Source organism: Streptococcus phocae (assembly GCF_001302265.1).
Lineage (GTDB): Bacteria > Bacillota > Bacilli > Lactobacillales > Streptococcaceae > Streptococcus > Streptococcus phocae.
The window spans coordinates 137,931-161,140 of sequence record NZ_LHQM01000010.1; the positions used below are offsets into that span (position 1 = coordinate 137,931).

At 38.0% G+C, this 23,210-nt stretch carries 20 protein-coding genes and 1 pseudogene; 16 read left to right on the top strand and 5 right to left on the bottom strand.

Annotated features, from left to right (window positions below):
• Positions 1 to 18: 18 nt before the first annotated feature.
• Positions 19 to 222 (top strand): DUF3272 family protein, encoded by a 204-nt coding sequence (locus tag AKK44_RS08635; protein WP_081949134.1) that lies wholly within the window; start codon positions 19 to 21, stop codon positions 220 to 222.
• Here AKK44_RS08635 and birA read toward each other — a convergent pair.
• Positions 203 to 1,138, bottom strand: coding sequence for a bifunctional biotin--[acetyl-CoA-carboxylase] ligase/biotin operon repressor BirA (gene birA, locus AKK44_RS03350; RefSeq protein ID WP_054278510.1), 936 nt, complete (start codon positions 1,136 to 1,138; stop codon positions 203 to 205). The genes AKK44_RS08635 and birA overlap by 20 nt on opposite strands.
• A 147-nt stretch (positions 1,139 to 1,285) precedes the next feature.
• Between birA and AKK44_RS03355 the strand changes: the two genes are divergently transcribed.
• The 10 genes from AKK44_RS03355 to AKK44_RS03400 all read left to right on the top strand — a co-directional run bounded on the left by AKK44_RS03355 (position 1,286) and on the right by AKK44_RS03400 (position 13,857).
• Positions 1,286 to 3,568, top strand: a complete 2,283-nt coding sequence (locus AKK44_RS03355; protein ID WP_054278511.1) for a leucine-rich repeat domain-containing protein — start codon at positions 1,286 to 1,288, stop codon at positions 3,566 to 3,568.
• A 394-nt stretch (positions 3,569 to 3,962) separates the two neighbouring features.
• Positions 3,963 to 5,159 carry a methionine adenosyltransferase gene (gene metK / locus AKK44_RS03360; RefSeq protein ID WP_054278512.1) on the top strand — a complete coding sequence of 399 codons (1,197 nt, stop codon included), beginning with the start codon at positions 3,963 to 3,965 and terminating at the stop codon, positions 5,157 to 5,159.
• A 177-nt stretch (positions 5,160 to 5,336) separates the two neighbouring features.
• Positions 5,337 to 6,596 carry a UDP-N-acetylglucosamine 1-carboxyvinyltransferase gene (locus AKK44_RS03365; RefSeq protein ID WP_054278513.1) on the top strand — a complete coding sequence of 420 codons (1,260 nt, stop codon included), beginning with the start codon at positions 5,337 to 5,339 and terminating at the stop codon, positions 6,594 to 6,596.
• 243 nt (positions 6,597 to 6,839) lie between these two features.
• Positions 6,840 to 7,394: a GNAT family N-acetyltransferase gene (locus tag AKK44_RS03370; RefSeq protein ID WP_054278514.1), complete on the top strand. Its 555-nt coding sequence runs from the start codon at positions 6,840 to 6,842 to the stop codon at positions 7,392 to 7,394.
• Positions 7,387 to 8,670, top strand: a complete 1,284-nt coding sequence (gene spxR / locus AKK44_RS03375; RefSeq protein WP_054278515.1) for a CBS-HotDog domain-containing transcription factor SpxR — start codon at positions 7,387 to 7,389, stop codon at positions 8,668 to 8,670. Before AKK44_RS03370 ends, spxR begins: the two co-directional genes overlap by 8 nt.
• Positions 8,671 to 8,684: 14 nt before the next feature.
• Complete coding sequence (locus AKK44_RS03380) at positions 8,685 to 9,545, top strand: methionyl aminopeptidase (protein WP_054278516.1); 861 nt, start codon at positions 8,685 to 8,687, stop codon at positions 9,543 to 9,545.
• A gap of 1 nt (position 9,546) precedes the next feature.
• Positions 9,547 to 10,473, top strand: a complete 927-nt coding sequence (locus AKK44_RS03385) for a YihY/virulence factor BrkB family protein (protein WP_054278517.1) — start codon at positions 9,547 to 9,549, stop codon at positions 10,471 to 10,473.
• A gap of 98 nt (positions 10,474 to 10,571) precedes the next feature.
• Positions 10,572 to 11,855 (top strand): 3-phosphoshikimate 1-carboxyvinyltransferase, encoded by a 1,284-nt coding sequence (gene aroA, locus AKK44_RS03390; protein ID WP_054278518.1) that lies wholly within the window; start codon positions 10,572 to 10,574, stop codon positions 11,853 to 11,855.
• Entirely contained in the window at positions 11,848 to 12,339 is a 492-nt protein-coding gene (locus AKK44_RS03395; protein ID WP_054278519.1) for a shikimate kinase, read from the top strand. Before aroA ends, AKK44_RS03395 begins: the two co-directional genes overlap by 8 nt.
• Before the next feature lie 129 nt (positions 12,340 to 12,468).
• Positions 12,469 to 13,857, top strand: a complete 1,389-nt coding sequence (locus AKK44_RS03400) for an LCP family protein (RefSeq protein WP_054278520.1) — start codon at positions 12,469 to 12,471, stop codon at positions 13,855 to 13,857.
• Positions 13,858 to 13,929: 72 nt separating this feature from the next.
• On the opposite strand, the gene AKK44_RS03405 is transcribed toward AKK44_RS03400, so the two are convergent.
• Both AKK44_RS03405 and AKK44_RS03410 read right to left on the bottom strand, forming a co-directional pair.
• Positions 13,930 to 14,232: a hypothetical protein gene (locus AKK44_RS03405; RefSeq protein ID WP_054278521.1), complete on the bottom strand. Its 303-nt coding sequence runs from the start codon at positions 14,230 to 14,232 to the stop codon at positions 13,930 to 13,932.
• Positions 14,233 to 14,337: 105 nt separating this feature from the next.
• Positions 14,338 to 14,622: a hypothetical protein gene (locus AKK44_RS03410; protein ID WP_054278522.1), complete on the bottom strand. Its 285-nt coding sequence runs from the start codon at positions 14,620 to 14,622 to the stop codon at positions 14,338 to 14,340.
• 257 nt (positions 14,623 to 14,879) lie between these two features.
• Here AKK44_RS03410 and rlmD point away from each other — a divergent pair, with 257 nt between their 5' ends.
• The 5 genes from rlmD to AKK44_RS03435 all read left to right on the top strand — a co-directional run bounded on the left by rlmD (position 14,880) and on the right by AKK44_RS03435 (position 19,527).
• Entirely contained in the window at positions 14,880 to 16,235 is a 1,356-nt protein-coding gene (rlmD, locus tag AKK44_RS03415; RefSeq protein WP_054278523.1) for a 23S rRNA (uracil(1939)-C(5))-methyltransferase RlmD, read from the top strand.
• 453 nt (positions 16,236 to 16,688) lie between these two features.
• Positions 16,689 to 16,907: a helix-turn-helix transcriptional regulator gene (locus AKK44_RS03420; protein ID WP_054278591.1), complete on the top strand. Its 219-nt coding sequence runs from the start codon at positions 16,689 to 16,691 to the stop codon at positions 16,905 to 16,907.
• Complete coding sequence (locus AKK44_RS03425; protein WP_054278524.1) at positions 16,891 to 17,349, top strand: DUF6773 family protein; 459 nt, start codon at positions 16,891 to 16,893, stop codon at positions 17,347 to 17,349. Before AKK44_RS03420 ends, AKK44_RS03425 begins: the two co-directional genes overlap by 17 nt.
• Before the next feature lie 700 nt (positions 17,350 to 18,049).
• On the top strand, positions 18,050 to 18,757 hold the full coding sequence (locus tag AKK44_RS03430; protein ID WP_054278525.1) for an ATP-binding cassette domain-containing protein: 708 nt from the start codon (positions 18,050 to 18,052) through the stop codon (positions 18,755 to 18,757).
• A complete protein-coding gene (locus tag AKK44_RS03435; RefSeq protein ID WP_152911056.1) occupies positions 18,757 to 19,527 on the top strand; it encodes a hypothetical protein in 771 nt (256 codons plus the stop codon). Before AKK44_RS03430 ends, AKK44_RS03435 begins: the two co-directional genes overlap by 1 nt.
• A 506-nt stretch (positions 19,528 to 20,033) precedes the next feature.
• Here AKK44_RS03435 and AKK44_RS03440 read toward each other — a convergent pair.
• Together AKK44_RS03440 and AKK44_RS03445 are read right to left on the bottom strand one after the other, a co-directional pair.
• Positions 20,034 to 21,443: pseudogene (locus AKK44_RS03440) on the bottom strand (amidase family protein); the annotation flags it as partial.
• A gap of 368 nt (positions 21,444 to 21,811) precedes the next feature.
• Positions 21,812 to 23,020, bottom strand: a complete 1,209-nt coding sequence (locus AKK44_RS03445) for a YSIRK-targeted surface antigen transcriptional regulator (protein WP_054278527.1) — start codon at positions 23,018 to 23,020, stop codon at positions 21,812 to 21,814.
• Positions 23,021 to 23,210: the final 190 nt, after the last annotated feature.

Here is a 23,210-nt window from a genome sequence, read left to right on the forward strand (position 1 = left end):
TATTGGTATAATGATGGTATGACTATTCGACAATTTATTTTTATTGCTTTTGCCTGTGCTTTTGAAACCTATTTCTTTAATGACTTGTTGTTATCAGGGAATTATCTATTTGCTTTTTTCTGGGGCTTATTGTTATTAAGGGATTTAAAAAGGGCACACGCCATTGACCGATTTACCAAAAACATCCTAAAGGCTTCGTCTTCTACCACGAAGAAAGACTAATCTCACCACTTTTAAGGGTGTGAAGTTGCCCGTCTTCCAATTGCACGACGAGGTGCCCTTGATCTGTCACATCTATGGCAGTTGCGGATATACTTTTTTGATTCTCTTGGAAAGTCACTTGTTTGTTAAGAACAAGTGATTTTTCTTTGTATACTTTAACGTGGTCTTTAATGGCAACCGAGAAAAAGAGGTGCCATATAGCAACAATTAAGTCATTTCTAGTTGTGGTTGGTTTTTCTTCAAAAAGAGAACCCGCTATACTAGTTAGTTCTTCAGGAAAGTCTTCTATGGCAAAATTCAGACCAACTCCAATAATCACATCCGTGATCAAGCCTGTCTCCACAGAAGTGATGGCTTCTGTTAAAATACCCGCTATTTTCTTCTGGTCGAGATAAATGTCATTAACCCATTTAATGCTTGTTTCAATACCTGTTAAATGAGAGATGGCTTTGACGATGCTTGTGGCAACCATCATGGTGTAAGGAGGCATGTCAAAGTAGGGAACATTTGGTTTTAGGTGTAGCGACATGTATATCCCACCATTTGGTGAGGCAAAAAAATCACGATGGCGTCTGCCCTTGGCACTGGATTGACTCGGTGCCAGATAGAGTTGAGGGGCAGGGTGCTGCAGATCTATTCCTTTTTTGGCATCTAGCTGGGTTGATTGGCTTTTAGGGGTGTATGAAACAGGTATGCCCAGTTCTCGACTAATCATATCGGGTAAAAGTAAATCCCCTTGGATGATGCGATAGCCTTTGTTTTTCAACGATTCAATTTGAATGCCTTGGCCTTCTAGCCGTTTAATAGATTTCCAAACGGATGTCCTTGAGATATTTAGTTGGTCTGCTAAATATTCGCCACTGATAAAAGCATTGCTACGGCTTAATAATTGGTATATTTTTTCGGTTGTTTTCATATGTCTAGTATAGTATAAAATCACCGGATTTCAACTGCATTTAGTAAAAAAGGCACGATTAGTTCACCAAAAGACTTGCAAAGAACAGTTTTTCTGATATAATTAACTAGTTAACATCTTGTTTAACTGGTTAATTATGGAGGAAAAATGAAAAAGAATAAAGTAATGCTATTGGTCGGCTTGGCCTTGACGTGTCAGATGACATTGACAGCTTGTCACACCAATAAGGACAGCGGTTCACATGAACCTAAAACAAAACAAGTGACAAAAAAAGTTGCTAAAAAGAAAAAATCTAAAAAGGTTCATAAGGACCACAAAGGAGTCGCAGGGATTGATTTCCCAACAGATGACGGCTTTATCTTGACCAAGGATTCAAAAATCATTGCGAAAAAAGATAATGGGATTGTTATTGAACATGGCGACCACACACATTTCATCTTTTACGCAGATCTCAAAGGCAGCGCTTTTGAATACTTGATTCCAAAAGGTGCTGATGTCACAAAACCTGAAGTTGCTAGAGCATCAGAACATCAAACTTCACATGCAACTAACGGGCATCACCATTATGAATTTAACCCAGCTGATATTGTTGCTGAGGACGCTTTAGGCTATACTGTTCGCCATGGCGATCACTTCCACTATATCTTGAAGAGTTCATTGACAGGACCTGTTAATCATAAGCCTCAGACACAGTTAACTATTTCTAAACCTTCGGTTAATCAACGATTTTCAGGAGTCCATTACCCAACAGATGACGGTTTCTTATTTGATGGCACGGGTATTGTAGGACGTACTGCACTAGGACTTCTTGTAGACCATAATGGTCACACGCACGTGGTAACCTATGACAGCATCCGTAACACACAGTGGTCGCACTTGATTGAAGCACCAAAACCTCAAGCACCAGAAGCACCTCAAGCTCCTTCTGAATCAGAAGCATTGGCCAAAGAAATTGACTTGAAAAAAGAACATTTGGCTAAGTCATTAGGAATTGATGTTAATAGTATCAAAGTAGAAAAGACAGAAGATGGCGTAGTTCTTATCTACCCTCATGGAGACCATTCACATTCATCAGGTTTAGATGAAATTGAGTTGGACAAACCATTTGATCCACATGGCAATCCACATGCTAAAGACAAAATTGGTATGGCAACGCTGAAAAAAATCGGTTTTGACGATGAGGTGATTGCTTCAATTCTTCATGCAAACGCACCAACACCATTCCCTTCAAAAGAAAAAGATATGGCTAAAATGAAGGAGTGGTTGGCAACAATTGAATACATCAATATTGGTGAGATTGAAAACCCATTACAACGTAAAAATCTTGACTTGATGCCAAATCTTCAAGTGTTAGGAATTGGCTTTACAAAAATTGATGATGTGACACCTGTTCTTCAGTTTAAAAACCTCAAACAACTTTGGATGACTAGAACAGGCATTACGAATTACGATTTCTTGAAACAATTGCCATCTCTAGAAGGTATTGATATTTCACAAAATGGTATTTCTGATTTGTCATTCTTGAAGGATTTCCTACATTACAAAGTTATCTCAGCAGCAGGAAATGACTTAACAGACATTAGCATCCTTGCTAAAATGCCAAACTTGGAGTCACTAAACCTTGACTACAACAAATTGACAGATATTTCAGCCCTTAAAAATGCGAAACATCTGACAGCGGTCAGCTTGGAACACAATACCATCAAGGATCTTTCTGCCTTGAGTGATAAGGATAAATTAGTTCGACTCTATGTGTCGCACAATCCAAAAGTTGATTTAACAACATTGAAATCCAATGCTCTTCAAGAATTAACTGTACAAGAAAGTGATGTTTCAGACTTGTCATTCCTTAAAAATATGACAGCCCTTGAAACCTTAACCATTGACAATAATGTGTTGACAAACTTGAAAGGCCTTGAAACAAACCAAAACATCAAGACCTTGTCAGCGAATAAAAACAAGGTGACCTCGCTAGGTTTAGGCGGACTTCAAACGTCTCTTAGCGTATTAAATTTACAAAACAATCACCTTTCTTCATTAGAAGGCATTAACGATTACAAAGCGTTAGAAACTATCAATGTTAATGGCAATGAGATTGCAACGCTGAAACTAAGCAAACCAAACCATACCATCAAAGAGATTTACGCTGATAACAATCACATTCCAGCAGACGAATTAAATCCAGCAGCGCCAGGAGAATTTCCAAAAGGTATTGTTGAAAACTTTAAGGCAGCAGAAGGCGGTAGTTTAGCAGGTAATGCTCCTGAAACAGCTCATCAAGATTCTAATGATGAGCATGCTGATCACGATCACGATCATGAACATGAACACAATCATGAGCATGCAGACCATGATCATGAACACGACCATGCTGATCACGATCATGAAGGTCACGATCACGACCATGACCACCATGGACACTCGCATTAATGCGTGAAGTTATTATTAGACTTCAGAGCATTAAATAGTATCCTAAAAGACTCCTAGCATTTTGCTAGGGGTCTTTGTGAGGTTTATTTTATGATTTTTCTCTTAGATAAGGGAGATTGTCTAGAAAAAATATTTTAAAATGATATAATAGATGAGTTAATGAGTCCCGAAAAGGCATTTCTACGAAATCAGAGCTAATGATTAGCGATGACTAGGAAATGGTTCTTTGTAACTCAGTACAAATAGCAAGACACTTGTTATTTTGATGGTTCGTGGTTAATAGAGCTATTCAACCAGCTTACGACTTTTTGTCATCTTCTAGAGAGTTACTGACTGAGGTTACAAAAAGAGTCATTGGTAAGTTAGGTCATTATTAAAAGGGGGGGACATTTTTATGTCAGAACGTAAACTTTTCACGTCTGAATCAGTATCTGAAGGGCACCCAGATAAGATTGCAGACCAAATTTCAGATGCTATTTTAGACGCTATTTTAGCAAAAGATCCAGAAGCCCATGTGGCTGCAGAAACTTGTGTCTATACTGGGTCTGTCCATGTGTTTGGTGAGGTTTCAACCACTGCCTACATAGATATTAATCGAGTGGTGCGTGATACGATTGCTGAAATTGGCTATACAGAAGCAGAATATGGCTTTTCAGCTGATTCAGTAGGGGTACATCCATCTCTTGTTGAACAATCTGTTGACATTGCCCAAGGGGTTAATGAAGCGCTTGAAGTCCGCGAAGGAGAAACAGATAACCTTAGTCTTATTGGTGCTGGGGACCAGGGATTGATGTTTGGTTTTGCTGTTGATGAAACACCAGAATTAATGCCCTTACCTATTTCGCTGTCTCACCAATTGGTACGCCATTTGGCAGAACTACGCAAATCTGGTACAATTTCCTATCTCCGACCAGATGCCAAGTCTCAGGTCACTGTGGAATACGACGAAAACGATAAGCCTGTTCGTGTGGACACGGTTGTTATTTCAACCCAACATGACCCAGAAGTAACTAACGAGCAAATTCGTAGGGATATGATTGAGCAAGTCATTAAAGTAGTTATTCCTGAACAGTACCTTGATGATGAGACGAAATTCTTTATTAATCCTACAGGGCGTTTTGTCATTGGAGGTCCGCAAGGAGACTCTGGTTTGACAGGGCGTAAAATCATTGTGGACACTTATGGAGGGTATTCTCGTCACGGTGGTGGTGCCTTTTCTGGAAAAGATGCGACCAAGGTTGACCGCTCAGCCTCTTATGCTGCACGCTACATTGCTAAAAACATTGTTGCAGCCAAATTAGCGACCAAAGTTGAGGTGCAACTAGCTTATGCTATTGGTGTGGCTCAGCCGGTTTCTGTTCGAGTAGATACTTTTGGAACTTCATCTGTTTCAGAAGGTGATTTAGAAGCAGCAGTCCGTCAAGTGTTTGACTTGCGTCCTGCAGGCATTATTAAAATGCTTGACTTGAAACGTCCTATTTACAAACAAACAGCTGCTTACGGGCACATGGGCAGAACAGATATTGATTTGCCGTGGGAAAAAACAGATAAAACAGTAGCACTCAACGAAGCCCTTCAAAAGTTAGCTTAATCATTAGTTTAAGTCAAAGACAGAAATTTCATTTTTCTGTCTTTTTTTGTTATCAGCTCTTACCTCTTGATATTACCACTAGAGAGATTAAAATCATCAGAGACAAAGAATTGTAATTAACGACTAAGTGTGATAAAATGAAAAGGTTGAATTCTAGTATAAGAAAGTTTTGGATGAATGAGAAAAATTGTTATTAATGGTGGTATCCCCTTAAAAGGGGAAGTGGCCATCTCAGGTGCAAAAAATAGTGTCGTTGCTCTAATTCCAGCCATTATCTTGGCAGATGATGTGGTTACTCTTGATGGTGTCCCTGCTATTAGTGATGTGGACAGTTTGATTGAGATTGTAGAGCTTATGGGTGCTAAAGTTACTTATAAAGGCGATTCTTTAGAAATTGACCCTCGAGAGGTTCAAAATATCCCAATGCCTTATGGAAAAATCAATAGCTTAAGAGCTTCCTACTATTTTTATGGGAGTCTTTTAGGGCGCTTTGGTCAAGCCGTTGTTGGCTTACCTGGTGGTTGCGATTTAGGACCTAGGCCTATTGACCTTCATCTGAAAGCTTTTGAAGCTATGGGTGCCAAAGTAACCTACGAAGGCCAGCACATGCGTTTATCTACGAATGGTGCACCCTTAAAAGGTGCCCATATTTACATGGATACTGTCAGTGTAGGAGCTACCATTAATACCATGATTGCTGCTGCTAAGGCACAGGGAAAAACAATCATTGAAAATGCAGCTAGAGAGCCAGAAATTATTGACGTCGCAACCTTGTTAAATAATATGGGGGCTCATATCCGTGGTGCTGGGACCAATATCATCACGATAGAAGGCGTTGAAAAGCTTCATGGAACGAGGCACCAAGTGATACCAGACCGTATCGAGGCAGGGACTTACATCGCCCTAGCTGCAGCTGTGGGCGGTGGGATAAAAATCACAAATGTCCTCTATGAGCATTTGGAAAGTTTTATTGCCAAACTAGAAGAGATGGGTGTCAGAATGACCGTCGAAGAAGACTCTGTCTTTGTTGAAAAGCAAGAGTCGCTAAAGGCTGTCACGATTAAAACCTCCCCTTATCCAGGGTTTGCCACAGACTTGCAGCAACCTTTGACTCCCTTGTTGCTAACGGCACAAGGGCGAGGCAGCGTTATTGATACCATCTATGAAAAGCGCATCAATCACGTTGCTGAGTTGGCACGTATGGGTGCTGATATTTCGGTCTTGGGAGGACAGATTGTCTACCACGGTCCAAATCAATTAAGCGGCGCTCAGGTGAAAGCTACAGATTTGCGAGCAGGTGCTTCGCTCGTGATTGCAGGCTTGATGGCACAAGGACAAACAGAAATTACAAATATCGAATTTATCCTGCGTGGTTATGCGAATATCATTGACAAATTACAAGCATTGGGTGCAGATATAAAACTAATCGAAGAATAACAGAAGCGTCGTTAGACGGTTCGCTGAGGTAGCCTTTCCCAAGGGGCTACTTTTTTGTGTTTAAAGGAGTCGTTGTTATTGAAAATGCAAACCAGTTCTTGCTTTTGCAATTTTTGAAAATATAATATTGAAAACAGTAAGATTTTCAACAAAAACAACTAGTGATAAATCACTATAGGTGATAGAAAAATCCGTGACTATTTGGTATAATGGTTGTAATATAGGCATTTTGAGAGGTGACTCATGGATTTCTGGATTCAGTTAGCTAGGTTTGCTCGTTTTGAAACACAACGCTTGCAATTTCGCCCTTTTCAATACACTGATTTTCAGGATTTTCATACCATTGCTAACGATACGGAAAACCTTTCTTTTGTTTTTCCAGAGTCAATGACCAAATCAGAAAGTCAATATTTATTAACCCATGCCTTTATGAAAGAACCTCTGGGTGTGTGGCTCATTCAAGAAAAAAAGAGCCACAAAATGATTGGTGCCATTAGATTAGAAAAATATGATGCCAAGGCAGCCAGTGCAGAGATAGGTTATTTTTTGAGTAAAGCTTACTGGGGACAAGGGTTAATGCCAGAAGCGCTGAAGACCATCGTGTTTTTAGCCTTTCAAGAGTTTGGGCTCAAAAAGCTCGTCATTATAACACACTTGGAAAATGAAGCGAGTCAAAAAGTGGCACAAAAAGCTGGTTTTAAATTAAAAAAACGGTTTAAAGGCAGCGACAAACATAGTCATAAAGTACGCGATTATTTACACTATCAAATAACAATAGGTGATTGTCATCATGAGTAAACATCAGGAAATTTTGGACTATTTAGAAAAACTGGCTATCGGAAAGCGCGTTAGCGTCAGAAGCATCTCTAACCATATGAAAGTTAGTGATGGCACAGCCTATAGAGCAATCAAAGAAGCTGAAAATCGCGGAATTGTTGAAACTAAACCTCGAAGTGGGACTATTCGTATTGAAAAAAAGGTCAAGCTAAAAATTGACTGCCTTACTTATGCTGAAATTGCTAGGATAACAGACTCAGAGGTTCTAGCAGGACATGCTGGTTTGGGTGGTGAATTTAGCAAATGCGCTATCGGTGCCATGACAGAAGCACAAATTGGTCGTTACCTCGTCAAAGGAGGTCTTTTAATTGTTGGGGACCGTGATAGTATCCAGTTATTAGCCTTAAAAAAGCACAATGCCATTTTAGTGACCGGAGGCTTTGCAGTTTCTCAAAAGGTTATTGATGTTGCCAATCATCAAGGTATGCCTGTGATGGTCACGAACTACGACACCTATACTGTGGCAACCATGATTAATCAGGCTTTGTCTAATCTAAAAATCAAGACTGATCTTAAACGGGTGAATGAAGTCCTAACTGCTAGTGAAGATTATGGCTATCTTTATGAAGATGATACTGTTGAAACCTTTATCACTCTTATAAAAAAAGCTCGTCAGGTTAGATTTCCTGTTTTAGACAAGGATCAAAAGGTTACTGGTGTCATTAGTATGCGTGATGTGGTTGACCAACCCTTGACGACCCGACTAGCTACAGTGATGTGTCAAAATCCAATCACAGCAAAATATGGCACGAGTCTTGTGACAGTCAGTCAAAAAATGATTGTTGAAGACTTGAATATGGTGCCAGTTGTTGATGAGGCCAATAATTTATTAGGGGTCATTACTCGAAAAAAAGCAATGGAGAGTCTGTCTAATAACCAACACGATCAACTGTATACTCATAGTGAACAAATCATATCAGCTCTTGAAGAAACCCAAGATGCCTATCAAGTTGTGATTGAACCAACGATGATTGATTGTTCTGGTAACCTATCAAAAGGTGTGTTAACTGAATTTTTAAGAGAAATTTGCATCAGAATCCTGGCAAAAAATCATCAAAAAAATATTATTATCGAACAAATGATGATATACTTTTTACATGCTGTTCAGATTGATGACCATTTAACAATCCATCCTAAAATAACTAACGAAAATAGAAGAAGCAGCATAATTGATATTGAGATGTATGTGGGTAACCAGATCATTGCCAAAGCAATTATGACCGCAAAGCTGAATTAGAGGAGAAATAGAAGATGATAACATTAAAATCCGCCCGTGAAATCGAGGCTATGGATAGAGCTGGAGACTTTTTAGCTGGCATACATATTGGCTTGAGAGACCTGATTAAACCAGGTGTTGACATGTGGGAAGTCGAAAAATATGTACGTCGCCGCTGCAAAGAAGACAATGTGTTGCCTTTGCAAATAGGTGTTGATGGGTACTTGATGGACTATCCTTATGCTACTTGTTGCGCTTTGAACGATGAGGTTGCTCACTCTTTTCCGCGCCATTATATTCTTAAAGAAGGAGACCTTCTCAAGGTAGATATGGTTTTGAGTGAACCGCTCGATAAAGCAGTCCTAGACGTTTCCAAGTTAGATTTTGACAACGTTTCAGAAATGAAAAAATGGACCACAGCTTATTCAGGTGGCTTAGCCGATTCTTGTTGGGCTTATGCCGTAGGTCAACCATCAGCAGAAGTCAAAAAACTAATGGATGTCACTAAAGAAGCAATGTATCGTGGGATAGAAAAAGCCGTTGTTGGCAACCGAATTGGTGACATTGGTGCTGCTGTCCAAGAATACGCAGAAAGCCACGGCTATGGTGTTGTTCGTGACCTTGTTGGTCACGGTGTTGGGCCGACCATGCATGAAGAGCCTATGGTTCCAAACTATGGGACTCCAGGTAGAGGCCTTCGTTTGAAAGAAGGCATGGTTCTCACAGTTGAGCCAATGATTAATACTGGCACATGGGAGATTGATACAGACATGAAAACCGGCTGGTCTCACAAGACGTTAGATGGAGGTCTGTCTTGTCAGTATGAGCATCAATTTGTGATTACAAAGGATGGCCCTGTGATTTTAACCAGTCAGGGAGAAGAAAGAACCTACTAAAATGGCCAAAAAAAAATTACTAGATAACATTGTGTCAAAGTTTCAATACCAGCCAATTCAGGCTTTTATGAGGCATTTTCAAAGTGCTGAGATGGATTTGTCGTCTATTGCGGTAGCTTATTACCTGATTTTGACAGCTTTTCCATTAATTGTGATTGCAGCGAATATTTTTCCTTATTTGAATATTGATATTTCAGACTTGCTGCGTCTCATGAAGCAACACCTACCGGATGATATTTACCGCTCCGCATCATCTATTGTTGTGAATATCTTTTCCAAGCCTTCTAGCAGTGTTTTGGGAGTGGCGACCTTGACAGGTCTGTGGACCATGTCACGTAGTTTGACTTCCCTACAAAAAGCTGTTAATAAAGCTTATGGCGCTTCTGAACATCGTGATTTTTTATTGAGTCATTTAGTTGGCTTATTAACCAGTTTGGTGATTCTTTTTCTACTGACCTTCGCCTTGATCTTTTCAACTTTTTCAAAAGCAGCGATTCAAGTTTTAAACAACCATTACCATTTGAGCGACAATGTGACCCAAGCCTTTTTATTATTGATACAGCCGGTTACAGTTGTGATTATTTTTGTCGGGCTGATGTTGCTTTATTTCTTGTTACCCAATGTTAAAATCAAAAAAATCAGGTATATTTTACCTGGGACACTTTTTACAGCATTTGTCATGACTTTTTTGAGTAATATTATTGGTAATTATGTCATGCATAACGTTGAGCGAATGGTTGATATCAAAACCTTTGGTTCGGTCATGATATTCATCATCATGTTATGGTTTATTTCATTAGCTAGGATTTTGATTTTAGGAGCTGTTTTTAACGCCACCTATCAAGAAATTGCCAGCGGTAAACTTGAAGGACGAAGTGGTGATGTCGTGACCATGATCAAAAAACGGTTAGGAAATGGTCAAGATTAAGCAAAAAAGCTTTGAGTAGTTATGATAATAAGGGGTGAGGATGCAATCCTTGCCCTGTTTTTCATCTTATTGGATGAGTATGTGATTGAGGAGGTTATATGAAATTAAGACGATATTCAGGTCCTCTAAGAGGATGCCTGACACTACCTGGAGATAAATCAATCAGTCACCGGGCACTTATCTTTGGGGCTATCGCTGAGGGAAAAACCATCATTGAAGGCTTGCTCCAAGCAGAAGATGTCCTTTCGACCATGCGCAGCTTACAGCAACTAGGGGTATCTATTACCCAAGAAGATGGTCAGGTCATCGTTGATGGAAAAGGTTTTTCAAGTCTCAGTCCTACCAATGAACCTCTTGATATGGGGAATTCAGGCACATCGATGAGATTGCTTGCAGGGGTACTTGCAGGGAGAGATTTTCCAGTTACCATGATTGGGGATGATAGCCTATCAAAACGTCCTATGGATAGGATCATAGCCCCTCTCAGTGCTATGGGAGCTAACTTAGCAGGTCAGGGGATTAAGGGAACTCCTCCGCTTAGGATAAAAGGGAGAGACCAACTTAAACCAATTCATTATGATATGCCAGTCTCATCTGCACAGGTGAAATCAGCTATCTTATTAGCAGCCTTACAAACACCGGGTGAAACGGTCGTCGTTGAAAAAGAAGTGACTCGAAACCATACCGAAGAGATGATTCGCCAATTTGGTGGAGAGTTGATGGTGTCAGGCAAAACGATTCGCCTAAACGGACCACAAACCTTACGCGGGCAAAACATAAAGGTTCCGGGAGATATATCTAGTGCGGCTTTTTGGATTGTTGCTGGTCTGATCATTCCAGGCTCAGACATCCTTTTAAAAAATGTGGGAATTAACCACACTAGAACAGGCTTATTGGACGTTATCACAGCCATGGGTGGTCAAATATTTTACCAAGACCGGTCTGCAGATGGACAGTCTGCGAGTTTAAGGGTTGTGTATTCTGAGCTAAAAGGTGTAGACATTGGAGGCGAGCTGATTCCTCGCTTGATTGATGAACTTCCTATTATAGCTCTTCTAGCCACTCAGGCACAGGGTGTCACGCGCATCAGAGATGCACAGGAGCTCCGTGTTAAAGAAACAGACAGGATTCAAGTGGTCAGTGATATTTTGATTAATATGGGGGGCGATATTCAGCCAACTGAGGACGGGCTGATTATCAAGGGTCAGACACCCCTTCATGGGACGCATGCGAGCACCTTTGGAGATCATCGGATTGGGATGATGACAGCAATTGCTGCGCTTTTAGTGACACATGGTGAGATGACTCTAGACCGGTCACAAGCGATTATGACTTCTTACCCAGACTTTTTCAAAGACTTAGAAAGGTTATTAGATGACTAAATGTTTACTTGGTTTTATGGGTGTCGGAAAAACGACAGTATCGGCTCATCTAGGTGAGCGATTTGTGGATATGGATGCCTTGATTACAGATAGGATTGGAATGCCTATATCAGATTACTTCAGCTTAAAAGGAGAAGCAGCCTTTCGTCAGATTGAAAGCCAGCTACTAGAAAACCTCTTATCAAGCAATGAGTATCAGGTTGTTGCGACAGGCGGTGGTGTGGTGACGAGCACTAAAAATAGGGAATTACTGAGAAAAAACCGCAAACAAAATATTTTGCTGACCGCATCATTTGATGTCTTGTACGATAGGCTAAAGCAAGATCATTTGAATAAACGTCCCTTATTTATGAACCTCTCTAAAAAAGAGTTTTATGCTCTTTATCTTGAAAGAAAGGCATTATACGAGGAAGTGTCAGATGTGGTGATAACTGTTGACCATCGAACACCTGAGGAAATTGCACAGATCATCAAGGCTGTTTAGCCATAGCCATCAGGTTTACTAAATTCTGGGCACTATTTTTTGAGACAATTTAGCCATTATAGGTTATAATAAATATACAAAACGAGAATGACAAAATAAATTGTATTGGAATACTAAGAGTTAAATCATATGAAAAGACATCAAGAAAGTGGTCTGAGTCACCATGAAGAGCTGCGCTATTTTTACCTATTGAGACATTTTCAATACTTAAGTGATAACGAAAAGCGTGAATTTGCCTTTTTAAAGACAAAAAAAGACAGGTATGATCAGGCTTTAAGCCCCTACACAAATGAGCCAGTTGCTGATTATAATAGGCCTTACCCAGAACAAGACTTCTTTTCATCTGATGATGGGCGCGTTATTCCTAAAGGGGTGCCAGCCTATCCGACGTCAGAAATGAGGTCTAGACGGCACAAAAAGCGCAAAGCATCAAATCATAGAGCAAGTCAAACTTATGCCACTGAAGATTTTGGTGTCCCACCACAAGGGCATACCCGAAAACACCCTAAAAAAGGGCGCTTAAAACGATTTATGCTACTGCTGATTTTGTTGGTTTTACTGCTGATTTTAGGGATAGGCGCAATGTTTGCTAAGGGAGTGATGGACGTCTCGTCCAATAAAGCGCACTACAAACCCGCAGCTTCACAAGTCTTTCATGGCGAAGGCACAGCAGATGGAACAAATATTTTAATATTGGGATCAGACAAACGAGTCACCCAAGGCTCGACAGATGCTCGGACAGATACGATTATGGTTGTCAATGTTGGCAATAAAGACAATCACATCAAAATGGTTTCCTTTATGAGAGACACCTTGGTCAATATCCCTGGCTATAGTTATGATAATAACTCTTCTTATGATTTGAAACTAAACGCCTCCTTTACATTAGGAGAGCAAGAAGATCACCAAGGGGCAGAGTTTGTCAGAAAAACCCTTAAGCATAATTATGACATTGACTGTAAATATTATGTCATGGTCGACTTTGAGACCTTTGCAGAGGCGATTGATACCCTGTTTCCAAATGGTGTTAACATCGATGCCAAATTTGCCACAGTAAATGGCGAAGCAGTTGATTCTGTAGAAGTTCCAGATGATTTACGCATGAAAGATGGGCAAGTCCCTAATCAACTGATTGAAGTTGGTGAACAACGAATGGATGGACGCACCTTGCTCAATTATGCACGTTTTCGTAAAGATGACGAAGGCGACTATGGACGTACTGTCCGCCAACAACAGGTCATGTCAGAAATCATTAGACAAATCAAAGACCCAACCAAGCTATTCACAGGCTCAGCAGCAATCGGCAAAATCTATGCCCTCACCTCAACTAACGTGTCTTTCCCTTTTGTGATTAAAAATGGGGTAAAAGCATTGACTAGTGGGAAAAAAGGTGTTGAGCATGTCACTATTCCTGAAATTGGCGACTGGGTAGATGAGTATGACATGTATGGCGGCTTAGCCCTCCATATTGATTTTGACAAATACCAAAGATCCCTCGCTCAAATGGGACTCCGCTAAAGACAAAAGGCATCCAAGTTCTTACTTGGATGCCTTTTTGTGATAGAGTGTTAGGGGAAAATGGAGGAGGGATTATCGACCGCTAAATAAGCTACGTCCTAATGGTGAATTTAATACGTATTCTTTTGTCCTTTCTAGATTCTTTCTAGTTATATTTCTAGAAAGTCCAGATCTACCATTTTGGTCGCCAATTGCGAAAGTTTCCATTGGAAAACTTGGATATTTTTGCTTAATTTGTTCAATTGTAATTTTACCTGCAAAATAATCTCTAGCAACTTGATTTTTGTCAAATGTATTAGCGTTAGCATTAGTAGTAGTCCCTAATCCAATAGCAAGTAAGCTGAGGAGTGAAAATGTAAGTAGTTTCTTTTTCATGAGAAAATTCCTTTCAAATGTTATGTGTTTTTGTAATATTTAAAAATGATTTATTGCTAAAATTATTATTTAATATGTGGTTGATAGAAGCTTTAGAAGTAGGATTTATTTAGAATAAGTCAAACGAGAAGCTAGAGTTTCTTTATCTATTGAAAAGACATTCATTAACTGATTTTTCATAACTTTCTTCTTTGCTCCCTTTCCCATAGTTATGGTAAAACCACCTGGAAAGTATACAGATTTTTCTTCACCGTAATCAAGTCTTGATACATCCCACGTTTCTGGGGTAGCGTAATAATTACTCAAATAAGTACTCGCACTTGCTGTGCTTGTCCCTAATTCAACAGCAAGCAAGCTGAGGAGTGAAAATGTAAGTAGTTTCTTTTTCATTAAAAGATTCCTCTCGAATATTATTTTTATTAGAGCTTTATTATACTATACGGTAAAACTATTTTAAAATCATCTTTTGAAGCGCTTGTTAAAAATGTGAACACGAGAATTTTTAATGTTGAGATGGTGTAAAATGAGCATTTAAGAACTTTCCTAGCAAGGACCTTGACAAAATGTGGTATAATTGGAAAGTAAGCCTGTTGATTGACTTCAGGTGAGAAACAGATGCATGTTTCAGATAGATAGGAAATAAATGAATGTTAACAAAAAATGATATTGTAGAAGTAATGATTAGTGATTTAAGCCATGATGGCTCAGGTGTCGCCAAGAACGACGGTTTTGTCTTTTTCGTTGAAAACGCCCTTCCTGGTGAAGTAATCCAGATGCGTGTTTTAAAAGTAAATAAAAATAGTGGTTTTGGTAAGGTTGAAGCCTACCTAACCAAGTCTCCCTCTCGTCATGAAGGGATAGACACCGCCTATCTGCGCACAGGGATAGCTGATTTTGGGCATTTGATTTATCCAGAGCAGTTACAGTTTAAAAAGAAACAAGTACAAGATAACCTTTATAAAACGGCAGGTATCAGTGATATCGAAGTGATGGATACGGTTGGTATGGAGCACCCTTACGCTTATCGAAATAAGGCGCAAGTCCCAGTGAGACGTGTCAATGGCCAGCTAGAGACTGGATTTTTCCGTAAAAATACTCATGATTTGCTTCCGATTTCTGATTTTTATATTCAGGATAAAGAAATTGATCGCTTGGTGAATTTTTTGCGTGATTTATTCCGCCGTTTTGAGGTCAAACCTTATGACGAAAAAGAGCAAACAGGGCTTATCCGTAATATCGTTGTCCGCAAAGGCCACTATTCAGGGGAAATCATGCTTGTTTTGGTGACTAACCGTCCCAAGGTTTTCCGTGTTGACCAAGTGATTGCCAAAATCACTGAAGCTTTTCCAAATATTGTTTCTGTTATTCAAAACATTAACGATCAAAATACCAACGCTATTTTTGGAAAAACGTTTAAAACCCTTTATGGGCGAGACACCATCACTGACACTATGTTAGGAAATCAATACGAGATTTCAGCACAGTCATTTTACCAGGTGAACACAGTGATGGCAGAAAAACTTTATCAAACCGCTATTGATTTTTCTGACCTTTCCAAAAATGATGTGGTTATTGATGCCTATTCAGGTATCGGAACCATTGGTCTGTCATTTGCTAAGGAAGTCAAAAAAGTTTATGGTGTTGAACTCTTAGAAAGAGCCGTTCAGGACGCACAAAAAAATGCGGCTATTAATGGTATCACGAATGTTCATTTTGTAACAGATAGTGCTGAAAATGCCATGGAAAAATGGCGCAAAGAAGGCATTAAGCCAAGTGTGATCATAGTTGACCCACCGCGTAAAGGTTTGACCGAAAGCTTTATCAAAGCTAGTGTCGCCATGAATCCTGATAAAATTACTTATATCTCATGTAATCCAGCTACAATGGCGCGTGATATTAAATCTTATCAAGATTTAGGATATGCTCTTAAAAAAGTGCAACCATTTGATTTATTCCCACAAACACATCATGTGGAGTGTGTAGCTCTACTTGTAAAAGCCTAGAAACCTTTGATCGAAAAGTATAAAGAAAAGCCTTGATTTCAAGGCTTTTTGTTGTATAGGGAATAGGTATTAGAGCAAGCGGTGAAATCGAGGCAGTAGATGTGATAGTGAAAACTTAAGTCAATTTGTTTTCATTGCCTGATGGGTGGGGATGTATGAGGGTAAGAACGGTAGATAGCTAACATATTAGCATTAAATCAATAATTTTAATCAAATAAAATAGTAGCATTATGGCTAATGCACTTTTTTGATTTCTGGTACCATAATTACTGCTGTTTGCTTTAGGGTGTCCAATTGCATTTCTATCTCTTTATTACGTTTTCGAAGAGTAATCAGCTTATATATATTACATAAAGCAATATATATATTTCATAAAGAAATTTAAATTGATATAATTATCGTATCAAATTAAATTTGAAAATCACAAAGACTAGGAGAAATTATAAAGGAGCTATTGTGAAAAATATAAAATTAAAGTTAGCTAGAGTTGAAAAAGATATGACTCAACAAGAATTAGCTGATAAAATTGGTGTAACAAGGCAAACAATAGGATTAATTGAAGCAAGAAAATACAATCCTTCGCTTAGTTTATGTATTGCTATATGTGAAGTGTTGGATAAAACTTTAGATGAAATTTTTTGGGAAGGCAAAAAAAATGAAAAAGAAAGTTAAAGATGAAAGAGTTGAGCACTCAAAACTAGAAGCTTATAAAGAAGTTTTATATGTTGTAGCTATTATATTAGTAATATCACTGTTTAAAAAGGCATTGATTATTAAACAAGGACTAGAAAGTTATGCTGGAGAATTTATTTGTTTAGGAACTATTGTTTTATATATAGTTTTAAGAAATTTATGGTTAGGAAATCTAGTAAGAATTTCTGAAACTGTAAATAAAAAAGTTGTTTTCTTATCTACAATTTTAAGTAGTTTATCAGTAACGTTAATTTTTGCAATCAATAACTACAATACTTATTCTGATAAATATAGTGGAATATTTGATGGATTATTTTGGGCTAGTATTTTAATAATATTCATACAACACTTTATTATATGTGGTATAGGATTTTACTTTTTAGGTAAAAAGGCAATAAAAGATAGGAATTTAGAAGATTAACGAAAGTTTATTATTGCTTAAAATCGATAACTATAACAGCTAAAATATATTCACGGTTAATATAAACTCTAGCCTACGGATGAAAAAATAAATATAAACGAACACGGAAACAGTAATGTACTCCCTCCTAAACTCGAACAAAGATTTAGGGGGGATTTGTATGTCAAAATATAATTTTGAATTTAAATTACAGTTAGTAAGAGAAAAAGAAGAAGGTTTTGGAAGAGAATTTCTTTCAAATAAGTATGGGGTAAAGTATCAGATTCCTGAAGTGAGTTAAATCTGATTCGACTTGGATATAAACTAAATTTGATACTAACATCCAATCATTTAAGTACTCTCTATTTATCAAAAAGACTATTTTTTAGCTTTAAATTAATATTTCTAAGTTGTAGCTTTTTCTGATTCTTTTTGATATTATCAGAATTACTGGATGAGCTGGTGTTTTATTCTATTATTTTAGGAAAATCTAGCGGAGAGATTTATGAAATGATAGAGTATTTGTAAGGTCTTTAATAATGAGGATTATGTTATACTAGATGAATCTACAAATGATATTTAGTCATTTACTATGTTTTGTTTCTATAAAATCTAGCTGTTGCTTATCAGAAGGTTCTCTTTGGGCATCAATGATAACATTTAGAAATTCAAAAAAAGTTAGTGGCACAGTTTTTGCTTTAATATAAGAATAGAGGATAATATGGGAACATTAGTTTTAACTGGCGTCACTAAAACCTATAAGGATACTGTTGCTTTAACAGATATTAATCTAGAGTTGGAAAAAGGGAAGAGCTATTTTTTACTAGGAAAAAATGGTTCAGGAAAATCCACCTTAATTGACTGTATTGCTGGGCATATCGATTATATCGGAAGCATCACTTATAATAAAGAGGTTCAATTTTCTAAAGCAATATCCTATCAACCTCAGCATTTTAAAATCCTAGAAAATCTGAAAGTATCAGAAACTATCAATTTCTTCAAATCTGCAGTATTGTCCTATCAATTTGATCAGGAGCTTTACGACTTGCTTGAAATTGCTACTATTTTAAATAAGAAAGTAAAACGTTTATCAGGAGGTCAGCGCAAGGCCTTATCAATATTTATTGCTTTAGCGATGAATAAAGAAATTGTCATTTTAGATGAACCATTTTCAGAATTGGATTTCGAAAAGAAAAGGGCCCTATGTCACTATTTGTCTAAGGATTTTTCCAAAAGGTTAGTCATTGTTATCAGTCATGAATTGGCTGAAATGGACTTACTGACTACAGATTTGCTCATCTTGGATAATGGCAAAGTTGCATGTTGCGAGAGTTATGATAGGTTGTTCACTAATTATCAGGTAGATACGATTGAAGATGTCTATTTTGCAGTTACTGGCAAGACAATATATGAAAAGAGGATTGGCTAGTGATGAAAATAGTAAGAATGACTAAGTTTAGCTTTTTGGAAAATGTGAGAAATTATGGAGTGCTAATTAGTGCGATTCTTCCATCTTTTATATTTCTCATTTTTAGTTTAGTGCTTCAATCAGTACTAAAAAATACCGAGCCAATAAAACTGTTGCTCTTTGGACAATTTTTGCCAATAGGTTTGATGTTACTTATCTTATCTTTTACCTTCACTTTAAACATTAGTAATTTCACAGAAAAAAGAGAAACTCATTTTTTTGATTTTTTATCACACACTGACGTAAGCAAGTGGGAATTCTATATTGGAACATTCGCTGCAATGGTGCTGTTATTTAATGTATTTCAATTGCCTCTTTTGATTCTATTTCTATCACTCGTAAAAAACATGTATTCTAATATCATTCCTATTAGCATTGCTTCAAATCTTATTTTTATTGCGATGTATCCGTTGGGCATATTGATTTCTTTGTTTATAAATAGCACGTCTAAGGTTAATTCAATTATGACTCCGATAAATTTGATATTGATGTTTTCAATTTCAATGCCAACCTTATTTGCTAGTTTATTGGGGAAAGAAGCGACAGCATTTTATAAATATCTTTTTTGGAATCCTATGCTACTTTTGAATGATTTTATATTATTTCAAGTAGGTGTCACTGAAAAAATGTGGCTTAGCACAGGAAAAACACTGCTTTTATTAGTTGCCTTGTTTCTTGTCTTTATTTCAGCAGTTTATTATATTGAAAATAGAAAAACACAAGAAAGTTGAAAAAGGATGCCGTGCCATCTCTTAACAATGTAACACGCTTTTTGTTTTGATTTTTCCGTTGAGTTGTATTAGCGACGGACTTAGAAAAGACATAGAGTGTGGAGTGGGAAATTATCTGAGTGAAAAAGGAGTTCCCATTTTAGACTTATATTCGCATCGTTTTCAATAACTACCAATGAGCATCTCAAATTGAGGTGCTTTTTGGATACCCGAAATTTGAAAAGAGCAATAAAACAAGCAGCAACGGTTTTAATGCCGTTGCTGCTTGTTTTATTGTCTACTTAATTGTCATGTCTTGAGATTTTCTGTTTGGAGGGTTGGCTAATAATAACGAGTAGTGTGAGTCCTAGTAAGGAAAGATATCTGCTATCGTTAGCTGTTCCTGTTTTAGGCAGTTCTTTGTGAGATTTTTTGAGTGTTTGCTTAGTTGCAACTAGTGACGGTTGGTTAGTTAATTTGTTGTTGATGGCTGGTTTGGGGTGTGTTATCGTTAACTGAGCATCTGTGTAAGGAACATTAAAACCGTGCTTAGTTTCAAAGAGTTTTGCAAATTGCAAAAGCACCATGTCATAACGAGCAGGAGCCATCATCATGCTACCTAGAGGTAAACCGTTTGGGGAGAGGTAGGTTGGTATGCTAATAGCAGGCAAACCAGTCAGATTAGCAATTTGGGTAAATGGCGTACGCCTTAACATAGGCTCCCACTGTCTGTTCATGAGTTCGATGCGATCATTTTGGCTTAATTGCTCGATACGGTAGATGGCATGTCGATCTTCATCAGTGACATAACTATCGCTAGCTAAAGGAGCGGTAGTGGCAGTTGTTGGAGACAATAGGATAGGATACTCTTTGTGAAAATCTTCCATGGTTTTTCTGTAGGTATCCATATGAGATTGAGCTTTTGCGATTGCCTCTTTTAACAGTTTTTTATCCATTTGTTGATAGGTAATATGAACAGCCCACGTGATGGGATCGACATCCAGTTTGGTTAAATGGTGCTTGGCAAGTTCAGTTTCTAATTTAGAAAAGGCACTCCCCATACCGATTGTTAAGGTTGAATAATCACGCATTAAGGCTCTGCCATCAATTGGAATATTGGCCTCTTTAACCGTAAACCCTTGTTTTTTTAGAAAAGCGACATTTTCTAAGATTGCCTTTTTAGCATCTTCGCTGACCTCGGTTCCCATGGGCGAGGTTAAGGTATAAGCAATGGGCAAGTTTTTGAGGTTATCCATATGGACTAAAGTTTGATCCTTTTTGACGAGGTGAGTTAATAACTGTTCAGCATCACGAGATGTTTTGGTCAATGGAAAATGGACAGCAGTAGCATAGGAGTTGAAATTTTCGTTGCTGACCAAACCGCGTGTGGGTTTTAAACCGACCAAACCTGTCCAAGAAGCAGGGATTCGAATCGAGCCACCAGCATCACTCCCACTTGCAATAGGAACCATGCCACTAGCGATTGCTGCAGCACTGCCACCAGAAGAGCCACCGGCATTATAGTGATGATGCCACGGGTTGTATGTGGGACCGTATAATTTAGAGTCTGTGATGTTGCGCCAACCATATTCTGGGAAATTCGTTTGACCTAATATGACAAAGCCCAAATCTTTGTACTTCTTGACGTAGCTACTGTCAGAACGGCTGACTTTATCCGCGGCATAAGCCAATCCGTTGGTATTTTCACCATCTTTGATGCTATGTCCCAATCCTTTGATTAATAAAGGGACTCCTAAAAAGGGTTGGTTATTGTCTGTTAAGTGCTCAGCTTCCATCAAGGCTTCTTGCTGACGTTTTGTGATGACAGCATTTAGCGCTGGGTTTTCTTTGTCAATCACTTGGTAGGCAAGAGTGACTAATTCTTTGCTGCTTACCTGACCTTGGCGAACCATCTCGGCAAGGGCTGTCGCATCTTTTGAGCGATACTCACCGATTGATAAAGGTGTTGCTTGCTGTAGAGGAGTTGTTTCTGGAGGGAGCTGTTTTGGTTGTTTCTCTGTGGTCTCTTGCTCAGCAGTTATCGGTATAGAGGTGCTAAAAAGTGTATTTTCAGTGGTATTATTTTGAGCAGAGATGATTTGTGAATGGCTAGCTGATGCTAATGCCAACACTACTGTAGTTCTGAGTAACCATTTTTTGATTGTCATAGTGTTCTCCTATCAGAAAAAGTATACGCTTTCATTATAAAAAATAGAAAAGCGACTGTCAAAAAATTAGTTTGATAATGACTAAAAAACCTTTAGAAACGTACTTCTAAAGGTTTTGTCAGGCCAGCTGAGGCATATTATTTAGCTTCTGATGTACCTAATGAGGTCGTGTGTACGTATTCTCTTGGGCTAATACCAACCAATTTTTTAAACGTTCGTGAGAAATTAGATGAAGAAGAAAAGCCAAATATGCGAGTAATTTCTTCTACTCTTTTTCCTTCCTTCAACAGTTGTTTGGTAGCATCAATTTTCAAGTTTAGAAAGTATTGTTGTATAGTCACGTGTGTTTCTTGTTTAAATAATTTTCGTAACTTGGACTCACTCATATGAAACTGTTTGGCTAATTCTTCCATTTTGATAGAACGATTGAGATTATTTTTAAGGTATTGTGTTACGGCAATTACGGTTTGAGATTGGGAGGAGACCATTTTTTTATTGATAGCAGCAATTTGTTGCGTGTAAAATAAAATCGCCGTATCCCTTAACTTCAAGACCATCGTCAGTGTTTGAGCGACTTCGGTTTCTTTAATAAAGCGATCTCGAGCTTGATAGGCAGTTTCAATATCAAGACCAGATTGAATAGCTCCCTGAGCCAGTCGATCGTAAACGATAATAGAATAATTTTTCTCAGAGCGTAACTCATCTCCGCTAATTGACGGAAAAACAGCACCACTTAAGCGATTAATAGTGTCTTTTAGGATGGCTTCGTCACCTGTTTTGACAGCTTTTAGAATACTATTTTCATAATGATACTGGTAAGCAAAGGAAGAGTAATTTTCTTCAGAAAAGTGTCTAATTTTCTCCAATTCAAACGTTTGACTCCAAGACTCAGTATAGGTGTGGAGAGGGTCTGATAGTTTGTCTTGGACAGTACCTGTTAGACAATAATTAACTAAAATGAGTAATTCGCGAACTTGGCTAAGAGAAAAGAAGGGTAATTGGGCTAATTTATCAAAGAAATAGTTTTGTTCAAGTTCACTGATTTTGGCATCGGCTAGTTTTTTCTTAAACAACAAGGGATCGATGGCATTACTACGCCAAGGCCCCAAGATAATATAGTGCTGTTTGCTACGATAAGCGAGGAATAATTCTCCTAGAAATCCATAATGAAATAAGAAATTATCTTGTGTTTCATTGAAACCATTGAGGATAAGGTAGTGATTGTAAAAAAGAGAAATCGTTTTATCGGATTGATAGGAAGTTACGACGGTAAAGTTTTTATCACAAATGGTGATTGTTAACCCTAAAGTACTATGTAAGGCTTTTAAAAGTAAAAAATCCATGATACCACGTCCTCTTGATTTATTTCTATAGTAACTATTTTAAAAAAGATTTGGTGAAAGTCAACGAATAACGAAAAGTTTAAAAAATGATTCCCTTAAATGATAATAAAAATCGGATTTGATAAATGATGAAATAAAAAAATAACAGATAAGAATAGTAAAAAAAGGCAACGATATTCTCATATTCTAATCA

Coding starts and splice junctions, on each gene's coding strand:
- AKK44_RS08635 (WP_081949134.1), top strand. CDS start 19: ATGACTATTCGACAATTTATTTTTATTGCTTTTGCCTGTGCTTTTGAA.
- birA (WP_054278510.1), bottom strand. CDS start 1,138: ATGAAAACAACCGAAAAAATATACCAATTATTAAGCCGTAGCAATGCT.
- AKK44_RS03355 (WP_054278511.1), top strand. CDS start 1,286: ATGAAAAAGAATAAAGTAATGCTATTGGTCGGCTTGGCCTTGACGTGT.
- metK (WP_054278512.1), top strand. CDS start 3,963: ATGTCAGAACGTAAACTTTTCACGTCTGAATCAGTATCTGAAGGGCAC.
- AKK44_RS03365 (WP_054278513.1), top strand. CDS start 5,337: ATGAGAAAAATTGTTATTAATGGTGGTATCCCCTTAAAAGGGGAAGTG.
- AKK44_RS03370 (WP_054278514.1), top strand. CDS start 6,840: ATGGATTTCTGGATTCAGTTAGCTAGGTTTGCTCGTTTTGAAACACAA.
- spxR (WP_054278515.1), top strand. CDS start 7,387: ATGAGTAAACATCAGGAAATTTTGGACTATTTAGAAAAACTGGCTATC.
- AKK44_RS03380 (WP_054278516.1), top strand. CDS start 8,685: ATGATAACATTAAAATCCGCCCGTGAAATCGAGGCTATGGATAGAGCT.
- AKK44_RS03385 (WP_054278517.1), top strand. CDS start 9,547: ATGGCCAAAAAAAAATTACTAGATAACATTGTGTCAAAGTTTCAATAC.
- aroA (WP_054278518.1), top strand. CDS start 10,572: ATGAAATTAAGACGATATTCAGGTCCTCTAAGAGGATGCCTGACACTA.
- AKK44_RS03395 (WP_054278519.1), top strand. CDS start 11,848: ATGACTAAATGTTTACTTGGTTTTATGGGTGTCGGAAAAACGACAGTA.
- AKK44_RS03400 (WP_054278520.1), top strand. CDS start 12,469: ATGAAAAGACATCAAGAAAGTGGTCTGAGTCACCATGAAGAGCTGCGC.
- AKK44_RS03405 (WP_054278521.1), bottom strand. CDS start 14,232: ATGAAAAAGAAACTACTTACATTTTCACTCCTCAGCTTACTTGCTATT.
- AKK44_RS03410 (WP_054278522.1), bottom strand. CDS start 14,622: ATGAAAAAGAAACTACTTACATTTTCACTCCTCAGCTTGCTTGCTGTT.
- rlmD (WP_054278523.1), top strand. CDS start 14,880: ATGTTAACAAAAAATGATATTGTAGAAGTAATGATTAGTGATTTAAGC.
- AKK44_RS03425 (WP_054278524.1), top strand. CDS start 16,891: ATGAAAAAGAAAGTTAAAGATGAAAGAGTTGAGCACTCAAAACTAGAA.
- AKK44_RS03430 (WP_054278525.1), top strand. CDS start 18,050: ATGGGAACATTAGTTTTAACTGGCGTCACTAAAACCTATAAGGATACT.